At 71.8% G+C, this 15,540-nt stretch carries 15 protein-coding genes and 1 pseudogene; 11 read left to right on the top strand and 5 right to left on the bottom strand.

Going from position 1 to position 15,540, the window contains the following annotated elements; translation table 11 throughout:
- Positions 1-72 precede the first annotated feature (72 nt).
- Both ACH443_RS09605 and ACH443_RS09600 read left to right on the top strand, forming a co-directional pair.
- On the top strand, positions 73-321 hold the full coding sequence (locus tag ACH443_RS09605) for a PspC domain-containing protein (RefSeq protein ID WP_430547669.1): 249 nt from the start codon (positions 73-75) through the stop codon (positions 319-321).
- Between the two features lie 49 nt (positions 322-370).
- A complete protein-coding gene (locus ACH443_RS09600; protein ID WP_430590158.1) occupies positions 371-922 on the top strand; it encodes an O-acetyl-ADP-ribose deacetylase in 552 nt (183 codons plus the stop codon).
- 43 nt (positions 923-965) lie between these two features.
- Here ACH443_RS09600 and ACH443_RS09595 read toward each other — a convergent pair whose 3' ends face one another.
- Positions 966-2,459, bottom strand: coding sequence for an APC family permease (locus tag ACH443_RS09595; RefSeq protein WP_430557571.1), 1,494 nt, complete (start codon positions 2,457-2,459; stop codon positions 966-968).
- A 167-nt stretch (positions 2,460-2,626) separates the two neighbouring features.
- On the opposite strand from ACH443_RS09595, the gene ACH443_RS09590 reads away from it, so the two are divergent.
- The gene (locus ACH443_RS09590; protein ID WP_430590157.1) at positions 2,627-3,832 is read left to right on the top strand and encodes a beta-ketoacyl-[acyl-carrier-protein] synthase family protein; all 1,206 of its coding nucleotides are present in this window, start codon (positions 2,627-2,629) and stop codon (positions 3,830-3,832) included.
- A gap of 20 nt (positions 3,833-3,852) precedes the next feature.
- Here ACH443_RS09590 and ACH443_RS09585 read toward each other — a convergent pair whose 3' ends face one another.
- Positions 3,853-4,623: an alpha/beta fold hydrolase gene (locus ACH443_RS09585; RefSeq protein ID WP_430557570.1), complete on the bottom strand. Its 771-nt coding sequence runs from the start codon at positions 4,621-4,623 to the stop codon at positions 3,853-3,855.
- Between the two features lie 270 nt (positions 4,624-4,893).
- On the opposite strand from ACH443_RS09585, the gene ACH443_RS09580 reads away from it, so the two are divergent.
- From ACH443_RS09580 to ACH443_RS09565, 4 genes are all read left to right on the top strand, one after another.
- Entirely contained in the window at positions 4,894-6,180 is a 1,287-nt protein-coding gene (locus ACH443_RS09580) for an ABC transporter substrate-binding protein (protein WP_430557569.1), read from the top strand.
- 7 nt (positions 6,181-6,187) lie between these two features.
- Positions 6,188-7,120: a carbohydrate ABC transporter permease gene (locus ACH443_RS09575; protein ID WP_429765214.1), complete on the top strand. Its 933-nt coding sequence runs from the start codon at positions 6,188-6,190 to the stop codon at positions 7,118-7,120.
- The gene (locus ACH443_RS09570) at positions 7,117-8,001 is read left to right on the top strand and encodes a carbohydrate ABC transporter permease (RefSeq protein ID WP_429734924.1); all 885 of its coding nucleotides are present in this window, start codon (positions 7,117-7,119) and stop codon (positions 7,999-8,001) included. Before ACH443_RS09575 ends, ACH443_RS09570 begins: the two co-directional genes overlap by 4 nt.
- Before the next feature lie 64 nt (positions 8,002-8,065).
- Entirely contained in the window at positions 8,066-8,683 is a 618-nt protein-coding gene (locus tag ACH443_RS09565; RefSeq protein WP_429765213.1) for a DNA-3-methyladenine glycosylase I, read from the top strand.
- Here the strand turns inward: ACH443_RS09565 and ACH443_RS09560 are convergent.
- Positions 8,660-9,100, bottom strand: coding sequence for a hypothetical protein (locus ACH443_RS09560; RefSeq protein ID WP_430590156.1), 441 nt, complete (start codon positions 9,098-9,100; stop codon positions 8,660-8,662). The genes ACH443_RS09565 and ACH443_RS09560 overlap by 24 nt on opposite strands.
- 98 nt (positions 9,101-9,198) lie before the next feature.
- On the opposite strand from ACH443_RS09560, the gene ACH443_RS09555 reads away from it, so the two are divergent.
- Positions 9,199-9,924, top strand: coding sequence for a ZIP family metal transporter (locus ACH443_RS09555; protein ID WP_429765210.1), 726 nt, complete (start codon positions 9,199-9,201; stop codon positions 9,922-9,924).
- 67 nt (positions 9,925-9,991) lie between these two features.
- Positions 9,992-10,264, top strand: a pseudogene (locus ACH443_RS09550) (GrpB family protein); the annotation flags it as partial.
- 95 nt (positions 10,265-10,359) lie between these two features.
- On the opposite strand, the gene ACH443_RS09545 reads toward ACH443_RS09550, so the two are convergent.
- Both ACH443_RS09545 and ACH443_RS09540 read right to left on the bottom strand, forming a co-directional pair.
- On the bottom strand, positions 10,360-12,243 hold the full coding sequence (locus ACH443_RS09545; protein ID WP_430590155.1) for a glycoside hydrolase family 2 protein: 1,884 nt from the start codon (positions 12,241-12,243) through the stop codon (positions 10,360-10,362).
- Positions 12,244-12,350: 107 nt separating this feature from the next.
- Positions 12,351-13,421 carry a LacI family DNA-binding transcriptional regulator gene (locus ACH443_RS09540; protein ID WP_430590154.1) on the bottom strand — a complete coding sequence of 357 codons (1,071 nt, stop codon included), beginning with the start codon at positions 13,419-13,421 and terminating at the stop codon, positions 12,351-12,353.
- Between the two features lie 125 nt (positions 13,422-13,546).
- On the opposite strand from ACH443_RS09540, the gene ACH443_RS09535 reads away from it, so the two are divergent.
- Positions 13,547-14,560, top strand: a complete 1,014-nt coding sequence (locus tag ACH443_RS09535) for a carbohydrate ABC transporter permease (RefSeq protein ID WP_430590153.1) — start codon at positions 13,547-13,549, stop codon at positions 14,558-14,560.
- On the top strand, positions 14,557-15,486 hold the full coding sequence (locus ACH443_RS09530; protein WP_430590152.1) for a carbohydrate ABC transporter permease: 930 nt from the start codon (positions 14,557-14,559) through the stop codon (positions 15,484-15,486). Before ACH443_RS09535 ends, ACH443_RS09530 begins: the two co-directional genes overlap by 4 nt.
- Positions 15,487-15,540: the final 54 nt, after the last annotated feature.

Raw genomic sequence — 15,540 nt, 5'->3', positions numbered from 1 at the left:
GTCGGGCTACTCAGGGTCGAACCGGGGGACCACCCGATACCGAGCGCGACGCGCCGCTCGTACCGTCGAAGCATGACCACACCGACCTCGACCCCGTACGTCCAGCCCTCCCCCGCGCCGAAGCGCAAGCTGTTCCGCCCGAAGCACGGCCGCGTGCTCGGCGGCGTCTGCGCCGGCCTCGCCGACTACCTCGGCTGGAGCCGCGGCCTCGTCCGCGTGCTCTCCGTCGCGTCGATCCTCATCCCCGGCCCGCAGGTGCTCGCCTACATCGTGCTGTGGATCCTCATGCCCGACGAGGACAAGGCCCTGCGGACGGCCTGACGTCCAGGCGCCCCTGCCCTCGACCCGCTCGCGACCCCCAGGAGGAACCGTGGAGCTCGTCCTCGAACGCGGCGACCTCACGACCGTCGCCTCGGACGCCATCGTCAACGCCGCGAACTCGTCGCTGCTGGGCGGCGGCGGGGTCGACGGCGCCATCCACGCCGCCGCGGGCCCGCGTCTGCTGGAGGCGTGCCGCGAGCTGCGCCGCAGCACCCTGCCCGACGGCCTGCCGGTGGGCGACGCCGTCGCGACGCCCGGCTTCGACCTGCCCGCCGCGTGGGTGGTCCACACGGTGGGGCCGAACCGGCACGCCGGGCAGACGGACCCCGCACTGCTCGCCTCGTGCTTCTCCCGGTCGCTGGACGTCGCGGCCGACCTCCGCGCCCGGACCGTCGCGTTCCCCGCCGTCGGTGCCGGCGTGTACGGCTGGTCACCGGACGACGTCGCGCGCGAAGCCCTGGAGGCCGTGCGGTCGTGGGACGACGCCAACCCGGCGGCCATCGACGAGGTCCGCTTCGTGCTCTTCAACGAGCCCATGCTGTCCGCCTTCGAGCGGGCGTCGGCGGCCGCGCGAGCGTCTCTGTCGGTCAGGAATTCGTGACGGATCCTGACCGACAGAGACGCTCGACAGCCTGGCGCCGCCGTCAGCGCTTGGGGTAGCCCGCCTGCGGCTTGTCGGCGTCGAGGTCTTCGACGTCCTCGAAGTGGATCTGCTGGTGCTTCACCGTGCGGTTGTACAGCCAGGTGATGAACGACAGCACCAGCCCGACGGCGAGCAGGCCGCCGGCGATGACGTACTGCTCCTGCTGCTCCTCGCTGCGCGCCCACGGACCCGCGAGGAAGGCGCAGGTCACGGCGCCGAGCACCGCGATCCACGTCTTGGTGCGGAAGTGCTCGTGCTGCACGGGCTTGCGTCGCAGCACGAGCAGCGCCACGTTCACCACCGCGAACACGGTGAGCAGCAGCAGCGACGTCGTCCCGCCCAGCAGGCTGATCGCGTCCGAGCCGGCCTCGGTGGCGCTGGCCCGGACCACGTAGATGATGAGCCCGAACGAGATGAGCGTGGTGACGATGATCGACACCCACGGCGTCTTGCGGGTGCGGTGCACCTTGCCGAAGCTGCGCGGCAGCACGCCCTGGTGGGCCAGGCCGTACAGCAGCCGCGACGCCATGAGCATGTTGATGAGCGCGGAGTTCGCGACGGCGAACATGCCGATGAACGGGAAGATCGTGTCGAACGGCAGGCCTGGCGCCCCGGCCGCGACCACCTGGGTGAGGGCGGACCCCTTCGAGTCGTCGGCCAGGTCGCCCACCGGGACCAGCGCGACGGCCGTGATCGCGACCAGCACGTAGATGAGCCCCGTGATCGACAGGCCCGTGAGCATGGTGCGCGGGAAGTCCTTCACGGGGTCGCGGCACTCCTCGGCCATGTTCACGGAGTCCTCGAAGCCCACCATCGCGAAGAAGGCGAGCGTCGTCGCCGCCGTCACGGCCAGGAAGACGCTCTTGTCGTCGGCGCTCTCGAAGACCACCACGCGGGAGAAGTCCGCCCGGCCCTGGGTCATGCCCCACATGCCGACGAAGATCACCATGAGCAGGCCGGACAGTTCGACGATCGTGAGCACGACGTTCGCCTTGACGCTCTCGCCGACGCCGCGGAAGTTCACCAGCGCCACCAGGGTCATGAACCCCAGCGCGATCAGCAGCAGCCCCGCCCCACCCGGCTCGAGGCCCAGGCCGAAGCCGTCGTTGAGGAAGCCCGCGAACGCGTTCGAGGCCGTCGACGCCGACGTGATGCCGGAGCACATCACCATGAACGCGATGATGAACGTGACGAAGTGGATGCCGAACGCCTTGTGCGTGTACAGCGCGGCGCCCGCGGCCTGCGGATACTTGGTGACCAGCTCCAGGTAGGAGAACGCGGTCAGCGTCGCCACCACGAACGCGATGAGGAACGGCGCCCAGGCGGCGCCGCCGACCTCGCCGGCGACCTGCCCGGTGAGGGCGTAGACGCCGGTGCCGAGGATGTCCCCGACGATGAAGAGCAGCAGGAGCTTGCGCCCCATCACCCGCTTGAGGCCCGGTTCGGGGGCGGTGCCGCCCGCCCCGCTGCCGGCCTCGTCGATCGTCTGGCTCATCGCGACCTCCTGGATCCTGGGTGGACCGTCGTTGGCACCACCTCATGGAACCGCGCCGAGGCCTGACCTGCATGGGCGACGCGCGGGAGGGCAGGGCAGAGTGGCCCGCAACAAGGTCTCGCACGGTGCGGGTGCAGGGGGCAACCGGACTGACGAGGAGCACGCGGGTGCGACGAGCGGTGGTCACGGGTGCGGGGGCGGTCACGCCCGTCGGCGGCACGGTCAGGGAGACGTGGGCGGCCCTCCGAGCCGGCGCGAACGGGGCCGGCGCGATCACGGACGACTGGGCCGGCACCCTGCCGGTGCGCATCGCCGCGCGGGCGGACGACGCCTTCGCCGACGGCCTGAGCGTGCCCGAGCGCCGCGCGCGCGACCGGGTCGAGCAGCTGACCCTCGTCGCGGGCCGGGAGGCCTGGTCGTCGGCGGGGTCGCCGGACGTGGACCCCACCCGGCTCGGCGTGGCCGTCGGCACGGCGCACGGCGGCATCGCGACGACCGTCGCCATGCAGGACACCCTCGGCTCGGCCGGGTACCGCAGCGTGTCCCCGCACACCATCACGATGGCGATGGCGAACGGTCCGGCGGCGTACCTGTCCCTCGAGCTGGGAGCCAAGGCCGGCGCCCGCGCGCCCGTGAGCGCGTGCGCCGCGGGGGTGGAGGCGATCGTCCAGGGCCGCGACCTGATCCGCTCGGGGGCCGCGGACGTCGTGGTGTGCGGCGGGGCGGAAGCCAGCATCGTGCCGCTGTCGCTCACCGGGTTCGGCCGGGTCCGCGCGCTGTCGACCCGCAACGACGAGCCGCTGCGCGCCTCGCGCCCGTTCGACGTCCACCGCGACGGCTTCGTCATGGGCGAGGGCGCCGTGCTCGTGGTGCTCGAGGACGAGGAGCACGCCCGCGCACGCGGCGCGACGGTCCTGGGCGCCGTCGACGGGACGTCCCTCACCTCCGACGCGTTCGACATCGTCGGCGGCGACCCGGCCAACCAGGCCCGCACCATCACGCTCGCGCTGCACGACGCCGGCCTGGCACCGGGCGACGTCGGGCTGGTGCACGCGCACGCGACGTCCACGCCGATGGGCGACGTCAACGAGGCCGCGGCCCTGCGCGCCGCGCTCGGCAGCCCGCCCGCCGTGACCGCCACGAAAGCGTCCACGGGACACCTGCTCGGCGCGTCCGGCGCCCTGGGCGCGCTGGTCGGGCTGCTGGCCCTGCGCGACGGCGTCGTGCCCCCGACCATCAACCTCGACGACCCCGACCCGGAGGCCGACCTCGACGTCGTCACCGCCCCCCGGACGACGACGGCGCGCCACGCCCTCGTCGACGCTTTCGGCTTCGGCGGGCACAGCGCCGCCCTGGTGCTCTCACGGGGATGAGCGCCGGAGCCCGCGGGGGGTCAGACGAGCACGGAGGCCAGGAAGCCCTCGACCGCCTCGAAGTAGGCCTCGGGCTGGTCGCGACGCACGCAGTGGCCGGCGTCGGCGACGACGACGGTCCTCAGCAGGGGGTTCTCCGGTCCGGGCTCGGCGGGGGACGGGCCGACACTGTCCCGGTCGGGCAGGACCAGCAGGGTCGGCACCGTCAACCGGGGCACGAGGTCGGCCCAGCTCTCGCGGCCGAGGTGCAACCCTGCACGCAGGTAGTCCCGCTGCACCTGTGGCTTGGACAGCGCCCACGCCTCGACCTCTGGCCGGTTCCACCCGCTCTCGGTGACGAGCGCCTCGAGCTCGCCGCGTGCGACGCGCGCGCTCATGTCCTCGACGAACGCGAGGAACCCGGCAGCGTGCTCGGCCGGGCTGGGGCCGCCGTCGGCGCGCGGTGGGTCCTCGAGCACCAGGGCTCGAACCGCCGTGGGGCGGGCGACCGCCGCGCGCAGCGCGAGCGCCCCGCCCATCGAGTGGCCGAGGAGCACCACCGGCTCCGGCTGATCGTCGAGGACGGCGAGCACGTCGGCGAGCATCAGGTCGGCCGTGCGGCCCAACTCGTCGTCGCGAAACCGCGGCGAGGTGCCGTGGCCGCGCATGCTCGGTGCGACGATGCGCCACTCCGACCGCCAGCGGTCCACCAGGTCGGGGAAGTTGTCGCCCGCGTCGGACAGGCCGTGGAGCACTACGGCCGTGCGAGACGTCGAATCGCCCGCGGTGTGGATCGTCAGCGCTGAGGTCACGGACCGGGAGCCTAGCGTCACCCCGCTGGGTGACGGGGAGTGCGACGGGGGGAGCCGATCGCGACGCCGAGCCCGTCGACGACCGGCGCGGACCGAACCCTGGGTGACATCCGGTCACGATTCGGGCGAAGGTTCCCCTGGCGCCTTGACACCGTGACCGCGCCGGTCGTGCGATGAGAGCGAGACCGGGGCGCAAGGATGCGCCAGGCCGGTGACGCGCGCTGCGCGCACACCGACCCCCACCGGCCCGAGGGCGTAGGGGTGAGGCAGATGCGAGGAGCTCCCAGGACGTCGGCTGTCGCCGCGGTCGCGGCCGTGGCGGCGTTGGCGCTGGCCGCGTGCGGCGGCAACGGCGGTGAACCGGAGAGCAGCGGCAGCGGCGGCGCGGACGAGGTGGAGGTCTTCACCTGGTGGGCGGCCGGGTCGGAGAAGGCCGGTCTGGACGCGCTGGTCAAGGTGTTCGACGAGCAGCACCCGGACGTGACGTTCGTCAACGGGGCCGTGGCCGGCGGCGCGGGGTCGCAGGCGAAGGACCTGCTGCAGACCCGCCTGCAGGCGCAGGACCCGCCGGACACGTTCCAGGCCCACGCGGGCGCGGAGCTGCAGGACTACATCGACGCCGCGCAGATCGAGCCCGTCTCCGACCTCTACGACGAGTTCGGGCTCACCGACGTCTTCCCGCCCGACCTCATGGACCGGCTCACGGCGGACGACGGCCAGATCTACTCGATCCCGTCGAACATCCACCGCGCCAACGTGGTGTGGTCCAACCGGCAGGTGCTCACCGACGCCGGTCTCGACCCGGACGCCACGTACCCCGACCTCTCGGCGTGGATGGACGACCTCGCGACGCTCAAGAAGGCGGGCGTCACGCCCCTCGCCGTCGCTCAGGCGTGGACGCAGGTGCAGCTGCTCGAGACGGTGCTGCTGGCCGACCTGGGTGCGGAGGGCTACTCCGGGCTGTGGGACGGGTCGACCGACTGGAAGGGTCCGGAGGTCACGGCGGCCCTGGAGGACTTCGAGACCCTCATGGGCTACACGAACACCGACCGCGACGGCCTGGACTGGCCGGAGTCGCAGCAGCTCGTCATCGACGGCAAGGCCGCGTTCACCGTCATGGGCGACTGGGCGGAGGCGTCGTACGAGGAGCAGGAGCAGGAGCTCGGCACCGACTACTCGGCCTTCGCCGTCCCGGGCACGGACGGCGTCTTCGACTTCCTCGCCGACTCGTTCACGCTGCCCGTGGGCGCCCCGCACCCCGACGGGGCCAAGGCGTGGCTCGAGACGGTCGGGTCGGCCGAGGGCCAGGAGGCGTTCAACAAGGCCAAGGGCTCCATCCCGGCCCGCACGGACGTCGACATGTCGACCTTCGGCGAGTATCAGCAGTCCGCGGCCGAGGCGTTCAAGAGCGACACGATCGTGTCCTCGCTGGCGCACGGGGCGGCGGTCCCGGTGGCGACGCTCACGGCCATCACGGACGCCACGAGCAAGTTCACCTCGGGGGCGTCCGACCTGGCGGCGTTCCAGTCGGAGCTGGCCGCCGCGAACGCCGGCTGAGGCGCCGATGGCCACCGCCACGCGCAGGCGGGCGGGGGTGCGCCGGGCGGTCCGCCGCGCCGGCGCTCCCCTGCTCCTGCTCCTGCCCTCGCTGATCCTGGTCGGGGTGTTCGTCTACGGCCTCATCGTGGCGAACGCCCGGCAGTCGGCCACCGACAACCACACGGCCGCGCAGGCGACGGGCCAGGCGCCGACGACGGGCGTCGGGCTGCGCAACTACCTCGACCTGCTGGGCAGCGAGGAGTTCCAGCACTCGCTGACCAACCTCGTGCTGTACACCGTGGTGTTCCTCGTGGGCACGATGGTCATCGGCTTCCTGTGGGCCTGGCTGCTCGACAAGCCGCTGCGGGGCGAGGGGTTCTTCCGGTCGATCTACCTGTTCCCGATGGCGGTCTCGTTCATCGCCTCCGGGGTGGTGTGGCGGTGGCTGCTCAACTCCAACCAGGACGAGCAGGCGTCCGGCCTCAACCGGCTGTTCCAGATGATCGGCCTGGACGCGCTGCAGAACAACTGGTGGAACAACGTGTCCGTGGGCATCGTCGCCATCGCGATCCCCGCGATCTGGCAGCTCTCCGGCTACGTGATGGCGCTGTTCCTCGCCGGCTTCCGCGGCATCCCCGTGGAGCTGCGCGAGGCCGCCCGGGTGGACGGCGCGAGCGAGTGGAAGCTCTACCGGCACGTGCTGTTCCCGCAGCTGTCGCCGATCGCGCTGTCCGCGCTCATCATCATCGGCCACATGTCGCTCAAGGCGTTCGACCTCATCATGTCGATCTCCAAGCCGGCGAACTACCAGACCAAGGTGCCCGCCGTGGACATGTACGTGTTCAAGTCGGCCTTCGACTACGCGAACGCGGCCGCCGTCGGCACGATCCTGCTGGTCATCGTGGCGATCGTCATCGTGCCGTACCTGGTCCACACGCATCGGCAGGACAAGCGATGACCGCCGTCGTCGAGGAGGCCGGGCGCCCCATCGACCTCGGCCGCCGCGCCGCGCCCCGCGGCCGGTTCACCGTGGGCCGCACGCTGCGCTACCTGGTGCTGCTCCTCTTCGTGCTCGTGGTGCTGGTGCCGGTGTACGTGCTGCTCGTGACCAGCTTCAAGGGTCCCGGCGACGCCGCCCCCACCCGCGCGTGGAACCTGCCGCAGGTGTGGACCACCGCCAACTGGGAGACGGCGTGGTCCACCCTCTCGCCCGCCATCGCGCGCACCGTGCAGATGGTGGTGCCGGCCGCGCTGATCTCGGCGTTCCTCGGGTCGCTCAACGGGTTCGTGCTGTCGCGGTGGCGCTTCCCCGGGGCGGACCTCGTGTTCACGCTGATCCTGTTCGGCATGTTCATCCCGTACCAGGCGGTGATGATCCCGCTGAACCAGCTCGTGCTCGGGCTGGGCGTGCCGAGCGGCGTCCCCTCGCTGATCCTGCTGCACGTCGTCTACGGCATCCCCATCACGACGCTGATCTTCCGCAACTACTACATGACGGTGCCGCAGGAGCTCATCGAGGCGGCGCGCGTCGACGGCGCGGGGATGCTGCGCACGTACGCCTGGATCGTGCTGCCGATCTCCGTGCCGAGCTTCGTCGTCGTGCTCATCTGGCAGTTCACCTCGGCGTGGAACGACTTCCTGTTCGCCGTGTTCTTCTCCTCCAGCCAGAACGGGCCGGTCACCCTCGCGCTGAACAACCTGGCGAACGGCGCGCTGCTGCAGGACTACGGCGTCTCCATGGCGGGCGCGCTGTTCGCGTCGCTGCCCACGCTGCTCGTGTACGTGCTGCTGGGCCGGTACTTCATGGGCGGGCTGATGTCGGGGTCGGTCAAGGGCTGAGCGGACCGCGCGGGCCTGTGGACGACTGCGGTCGGGTGTCGGGAGCACCGGGCAGGCTGGGGGCATGACGACGACCACCGGCCCGGAGCCCGACGCCCCGCCAGTCACCGCCCGCTGCTTCGGCGACGGCGACCCGCTGTACGAGGCGTACCACGACACGGAGTGGGCCGTGCCCGTGCACGGCGAGGCCGCGCTGCTGGAGCGCATCGCGCTGGAGGGGTTCCAGTCCGGCCTGTCGTGGATCACCGTGCTGCGCAAGCGCCCCGCGTTCCGGGAGGTGTTCCTCGACTTCCAGCCCGAGCGCGTCGCCGCCCTCGGCGAGGACGACGTCGAGCGGCTCCTCGGCGACGCCCGGATCATCCGCAACCGGCAGAAGATCGAGGCCACGATCGGCAACGCGCGCGCCGTGCTCGCCCTGCACGACGCCGGCCGCACGCTCGACGAGCTGTTCTGGTCGTTCGCTCCCCCGCCCCGCGAGCGCCGGCTGGGCGCCTGGGACACCGTGCCGGCCAGCACTCCCGAGTCGGTGGCCCTCGCCAAGGCGCTGAAGAAGGAGGGGTTCCGCTTCTTCGGCCCGACGACGGCGTACGCGGCCATGCAGGCCTGCGGGCTCGTGGACGACCACCTCGCCACGTGCCCGGTGGTCACGGGCCGCCGGTCAGCGGCGGGCGGCGCAGCGTAGGGCGGCGAACGCCCCCGTCGACCACAGCGCGAGCGCGACGAGAGCCGGCTGGAAGAACAGTCGGACGAACCGCTTGGCGTCGGTGTCGAGGCCGAACCCGTCCTTCCGTTCGAGCCACTGGCCGACGTTCCCGGGGAAGATCACGACGAAGAACGCCGCGACGACCAGCCCGACCGCGACCTTCCACCGGGAGAGCGCGACGAGCGACCCGCCCAGCACGATCTCCACGACCCCGGACGCGAGGACGGTGACGTCCTCGTCGACCGGGAACCAGGCGGGGACCTGGGCACGGAACTCCTCGCGGGCGACCGTGAGGTGCGTGATCCCGGCCCCGGCGAGCGCCACGCCGAGCGTGACCCTCCCGATCCGGCGAGGTATCGACGTGGGCTCCGGTCGCACGAGCTCCTGCAGGTCCATCCCGCGATGCTCGCAGCACCGCAGTGATGACGCACCCGCGAGCCCGGCCGGGCGGCCCTCGACGGGCGGCCGGCCGCGCCACCTGGTCCACTGTCCGCATGACCGGGTTCTGGTGGGGTCTGCTGGGCAGCTCGTCGCTGCTGATCGGTGCGGCCCTCGTCCTGTGGCGGACGCCGAGCCGGCGGATCACGGGCCTCGTCATGGCGTTCGGCGCGGGGGTGCTCATCAGCGCGGTCGCGTACGACCTGGTCGAGGACGCCTCCCGCGCGGCGAGCGGCTGGGTGCTGCTCGCGGGGCTGGCCGCCGGGGCGCTGACGTTCTTCGTCGGCGACCTGCTCATCGACCGGCGCGGCGGCCAGGACCGCAAGCGGTCCACGGGCGCGCAGTCCAAGGGGTCGGGTGGCGCGATCGCGTTGGGCACCGTGCTCGACGGCATCCCCGAGTCCGTGGTGCTGGGCTCGACCCTGGTCGGGGGCGGCGGGGTGAGCGTCGCGGTGCTCGCCGCCGTGTTCATCTCCAACCTGCCCGAGGCGATGTCCGCGACCGTGGGGCTGCGGCAGGCGGGCACCTCCATCGCGCGGCTGGCGCTGCTGTGGGGCGGCACCACCCTCGTGTCCGCCCTCGCGGCCGGGGTGGGGTACGCCGTGCTGGGCACCGCGGACCCGGTGACCATCGCCGTCGTGCAGGCCTTCGCCGCCGGCGCCCTGCTGACCATGCTGGTCGACACGATGATCCCCGAGGCCACCGAGTTCGGCGGTCCCGTCACCGGGCTCGTCACCGTGCTCGGCTTCGCGACCGCCTTCGGGCTGTCGGCGCTGGGCTAGGGTCGGGGCCGAAGCCGATCCTCGACCTCGCCGCCCGCGCAGCCCGAACGGGTCGAAGCCGGGCGCCGTGGGCGACGACGTCGCACCCCTCGCCTACCGGCGGATCGCGCACGGCCCGAGGAACCACGGCGTCTCCGTGCGGGAGCGCGACGGCGCGCGCACCCACACCCTGCGCGTCTTCGCCGACGACCTCTGGGAGACGTGCCCGCAGCGACTGTTCCGCGACAGGCTGCTCCACGACGCGACGGCGCGGCGCCGGTACGGCGAGCTCAAGACCCGCCTCGCGGCCGAGCTCACCGACGGCCGGGAGTACACCGCCGGCAAGCGCGCGCTCGTCGAGGAGCTTGCTCAACGCCGAGCGTGCGGACCGCGGGCTGCCGCCGACGGCGGCCTGGGACACGGAGGCCCGGCCGCCGCCGGAGGTCCGCCCGTGCGTCAGACCGCGGCGCGGTCCGCCTCCTCGACGGCGGCGACCTGCTGCTGCACCTCGCGGACGCGGGCGACGTCGAGCTTCTCGGAGCGGTCGAAGCGGTACACGCCGTTCTGCTCCTGGAACACGTCGGTGAGCTGGGTGTAGCAGTAGCCGAACATCAGCGGGTCGCCGAGCAGCACCTCGGTCAGGCCGCGGAACCGGGCGTGGAAATCCTCCTCGTCCGCGACGCGCTGGCCGTAGCCCCACGACTCGGCGGCGTCGTTCCCCGCCGCGGCGGCCGCCGCCTCCGGGTTCCACCAGATGCCGCCGTACTCGGACACGAAGTACGGCTGGCCGCGGTACGGCAGCGACATGACGGCGTTGTCGTCGCGCCGGTTCTCGTACGGGGCGCCGTCGGCGAGCCCCGCCATCTGGACGGCGAACGCCGCCGGGTCCTGCTCGTAGCTGTGCGAGTCCCACACGTCGGTCTCGAGCACGCGGTGCGCGTAGCCGCTGGCGTCGATCACCGGGCGCGACGGGTCGGCGAGCTTGGTCGCGAGGAACATGCCGCGGGTGACGTCGTCGAGCACGGTCATCCGGTCGTGCAGGTCCTGGTGCGTCTCGTTGAGCGGGCACCAGCCGATGATCGACGGGTGCGAGTGGTCCCGCTCCAGCACCTCGAGCCACTGGGTGGTGAACGACGCGGTGGGCTGCTGGTTGTGGCCGACGGTGCCCTGCCCGCTCACGCCCCAGTCGCCGAACTCGCCCCACACGAGGTAGCCGAGGCGGTCCGCGTGGAACAGGAACCGCTCCTCGAAGACCTTCTGGTGCAGGCGCGCGCCGTTGAAGCCGGCCTGCAGACCGAGCTCGATGTCGCGCACGAGCGCGGCGTCCGACGGCGCCGTCATCAGCGACTCGGGCCAGTAGCCCTGGTCGAGCACCAGCCGCTGGAAGACGGCGCGGCCGTTGATCCGCACGGCCTGGCCGTCGATCGCGACGGACCGCAGGCCCGCGTAGGAGTCCACGGCGTCGACGAGCGCGCCGTCGCCGTCGCGCAGCTCCACGCGCAGGCCGTACAGGTGCGGGTCCCCCGGCCCCCACAGTCGCACGCGACCCTCGGGGACGACGACGCGCAGCGCGGGCGCGAGGTCGACGTCGGCGCGCGCGGTCTCGGACGCCACGACGCCGTCGGCGTCGGTGAGCGTCGCGGTGACGGTGTGGCCGGGGCGGTTCGCGGTGAGCGGCAGCACGACGTCGAACGCGCTGCTCGCCACGTGCGGCGTGACGCGCGGGCGGCGCAGGTGGGCGCCGGGCACGGGCTCCAGCCACACCGTCTGCCAGATGCCGGTGGTGCGCGTGTACTGGCAGTGCGTGTTCGCGTACCAGGTGGCCTGCTTGCCGCGGGCCTGCCGGGCCTCGCGCGGGTCGCGGGCCCGCACGACGACCGTCACGGTGTCGCCGGGCGCCGCCACGCCGCGCAGGTCGGCCGTGAAGGGCGAGAACCCGCCGCGGTGACGCACCACCTCGGTGCCGTCCACCCACACGGTGGTGTCGTGGTCGACGGCGCCGAAGTGCAGCAGCACGTGCGTGTCGTCGCCGGCGACGGCGGCCCACTCGGCCGGGACGGTCACCTCGCGGCGGTACCAGACCGCCTCCAGGAAGTCGGTGTTCTCGACGCCGGACAGCTCCGACTCCGGGGCGAACGGCACGGTGATGGTGCCGGCGAGCTCGCGGTCGCGCAGACCGCGCTCCAGTCCCGAGTCGCCGCGGTCCAGCTCGAACTGCCACGTGCCGTTGAGGTTCAGCCAGCGCTCGCGCACCACCTGCGGGCGCGGGTACTCCGGGCGAGGGACGTCGGCGCCGACCTGGGCGGAGGGCGGGTCGAGGTGGGTGAGGTGGTCTGCCATGGCGGCTGCTCCGTCGCGGTCGGCGTGGTCGATGGTCCGGGCTGATTCAACCTCCGTGATCCGAAAAACGCAACGTTGTACCAGCAGGACTCGTCGACGTGGCGCCGTCAGCCCTGTCGACGGGAGCTCTCGCGGACGAGCAACCGATGGGGCACAACGACGTCCTCGGGCGCTCCTCCGGTGCGCTCCACCTGCGCCACCAGGCGGCCGACCGCGGCCTCCGCGACCCCTCGCACGTCCGGCGCGATCGTCGTGAGGCCCGGGTTCGCGTAGCGGCCGTCCTCGGTGTTGTCCCAGCCCACCACGCCGACGTCCTCCGGCACCCGGACGCCGTTCGTGCGAAGCGCGTGCATCGCCCCGAGCGCGAGCAGGTCGTTGCCGCACACGAGGCCGTCGATCTCGCCCGCACGGGGCAGCACCTCCTCGACGGCGCGCGCTCCGGACCGCCGGCTGTAGTCCGCCACCGGGAGTAGCCAGGGAGGCCGCACCTCGAGCCCGGCCGCGCGCAGCTCCTCGACGAACCCGCGCTGGCGGGGGGCTCCGGACCGCTCCGGCACCTCGGGTTCCGCGCCCAGGAAGGCGAGCCGACGACGCCCGGTACCGAGCAGGTGGCGGGTGGCCTCCCGCGCGGCGGCGACGTTGTCGATGCTCACATGGTCCGTGGTCAGCGCCCCGCCGGGGTGCCAGGGCCGCTCGCCGAGCAGCACCATCGGCGTGCTGCCGCGCAGCTCGTCGACGTCGTCGAGGCTGAGGTCGAGCGGGCTGAACACGATGCCGTCGATGAGACGCACGTCGAAGCCGCGCGCCACGAGGCGCTCCGCCTCCGGGACCCCGCGCGTCTCGTCGATCAGCACCCGGTAGCCCCGCGCCGCCGCCACCTCGATCGTCTCGTGAGCGAGGGTCGAGAAGTAGGGCGAGTCGATCTGCGGCACCGCCAGCGCGAGGATCCCGGTGCGTCCCTGGCGCAGCTGACGGCCGGCGAGGTTGGGCCTGTAGCCGAGGTCGGCGATGACCCGTTCGACCCGTCCGCGGGTCGCCGCGCCGACCCGGCCCGTGCCGTTCACGACGTTCGAGACCGTCTTCCACGACACCCCGGCGGCCGCCGCGACGTCCTTGACCCCCGGCGGCTTCGTCGTGGCGGCCGGGCTCCCCGTGCTCGTCGTGCCGTCGTCGCCCACTCGTCCTCCTCGCCGTCGGTCCCGGACCGGGTCCGACGAAAACGGCGCGCCACCCCTTGACGGGAGGTGCCGCGGTAGTTCATCGTGATCCAACGTTAGATCGCAACGTTGCACCATGCTCGACCATGACGTGTCAGCAGACGCTGTGTCGACGACGACCCAGAAAGACGGACCACGTGACAGTGACCGGTGAGACGGCTCCGGCGGCCCCCTCCGCCGCACCCACCCGTGCCAGCAACCCGCGAAGCGCCCGATCCCGCCGCCGTGAGGCGGGTGCGGGGTTCGCGTTCTTGTCGCCGTGGTTGGTGGGTTTCGTGGTGTTGACGGCGTTCCCGATGGTGGCGTCGTTGTATCTGGCGTTCACGGACTATGACTTGTTCCGGCCGCCGTCGTGGGTCGGGATCGACAACTTCGTGAAGTTGTTCGAGGACCCGCGGTTTTGGACGTCGGCGAAGGTGACGGCGATCTATGTGCTGGTCGGCACGCCGATCAAGCTCGCGGCGGCGTTGTTGGTCGCGATGGTGCTGAACATGAAGCACCGGGGGCAGGGTGCGTACCGGTCGATCTTCTACGCCCCGAGCCTGATCGGTGCTTCGGTGTCGATCGCGATCGTGTGGAAGGCGATGTTCATCGATGACGGCATCGTGGACCGGATCCAGCAGCTGTTCGGGCTGCCGGCCGGGGGGTGGGTGGGTGACCCGTCCAAGACGATGCCGATGTTCGTGCTGCTCGCGGTGTGGACGTTCGGCGCCCCGATGGTCATCTTCCTCGCGGGGTTGAAGCAGATCCCGGCCGAGCTGTACGAGGCGGCCGCGGTGGACGGCGCGGGCCCGATCCGCAAGTTCTGGCGGATCACGATCCCGATGCTGTCCCCGGTGCTGTTCTTCAACCTGCTGCTGGAGACGATCGGCGCGTTCCAGGTGTTCGGGTCCGCGTTCATCATCTCCGGCGGCACGGGCGGCCCGGCGGACTCGACGCTGTTCTACACGCTGTACCTGTACATCAAGGGCTTCGCCCAGTTCGACATGGGGTACGCCTCGGCCATGGCCTGGGTCCTGGTCGTCGTGGTCGGCATCATCACCGCGATCCTGTTCAAGACCTCAGGCGCCTGGGTCCACTACTCCGGAGACAACCGATGAGCGCCCCGACGAGCACCCAGACTCTGTCCCAGCCCGCACCCGTGCGCGAGCACGCCACCATCGACACCTCGCTGCGCAAGGCGGCCAAGCGGCGCAAGGGGGTCCGGTCGGTCGGGTTCCACGCCTTCATGGTCATCTGCACCGTGGTGGTGCTGTATCCCGCGGCGTGGATGCTGATGAGCTCGTTCAAGCCGTCGAACGAGATCATCGGGAACATCAGCCTGTGGTCGGACAACCTGTCGCTGTCGAACTTCGCCACCGCGTTGTCCGGGATCGGCGGGGTCGGGTTCTGGACCTTCTTCGGCAACTCGATGATCCTGGCCGTCGCCTCGGTGGTCGGGGTGATCCTGTCCTCGACCGTCGCGGCCTACGCGTTCGCGCGGATCGACTTCCCCGGCCGGGGCATCTTCTTCGCGATCATGATCGGCACCCTGCTGCTGCCGTTCCACGTCGTGATCATCCCGCAATACATCATGTTCAACGAGCTCGGCATGGTGAACACCTTCATCCCCCTGCTCGCACCGAAGTTCCTCGCCGGGGAAGCGTTCTTCGTGTTCCTCATGGTCCAGTTCATGCGCAACCTGCCCCGCGAGCTCGACGAAGCCGCCCGCATCGACGGCGCCGGCCACGGCCGCATCTTCGGCTCCATCATGCTGCCCCTGATGCGCCCCGCCATCATCACCAGCTCGATCTTCGCGTTCATCTGGTCCTGGAACGACTTCCTCGGCCCCCTGCTCTACCTCAAGAAGCCCGACCTCTACCCCCTGCCCATCGCGCTCCGGTTGTACGTCGACCAGACCAGCGTGTCCGACTACGGCGCCCAGATGGCCATGGCCGTCCTCGCCCTGCTGCCCGTGATGATCTTCTTCATCCTCTTCCAGCGCTACATCGTCGACGGCGTCGCCACCCAAGGCCTCAAGGGCTGACGTCCGCCGCTGCTCCTGCACCACCCACCGAACCAGCCCGCGGCGGAACGACCG

The sequence above is a fragment of the Isoptericola sp. NPDC019571 genome (assembly GCF_044389385.1).
Lineage (GTDB): Bacteria > Actinomycetota > Actinomycetes > Actinomycetales > Cellulomonadaceae > Isoptericola > Isoptericola nanjingensis.
This window is presented reverse-complemented; position numbering and strand designations above follow the sequence as displayed.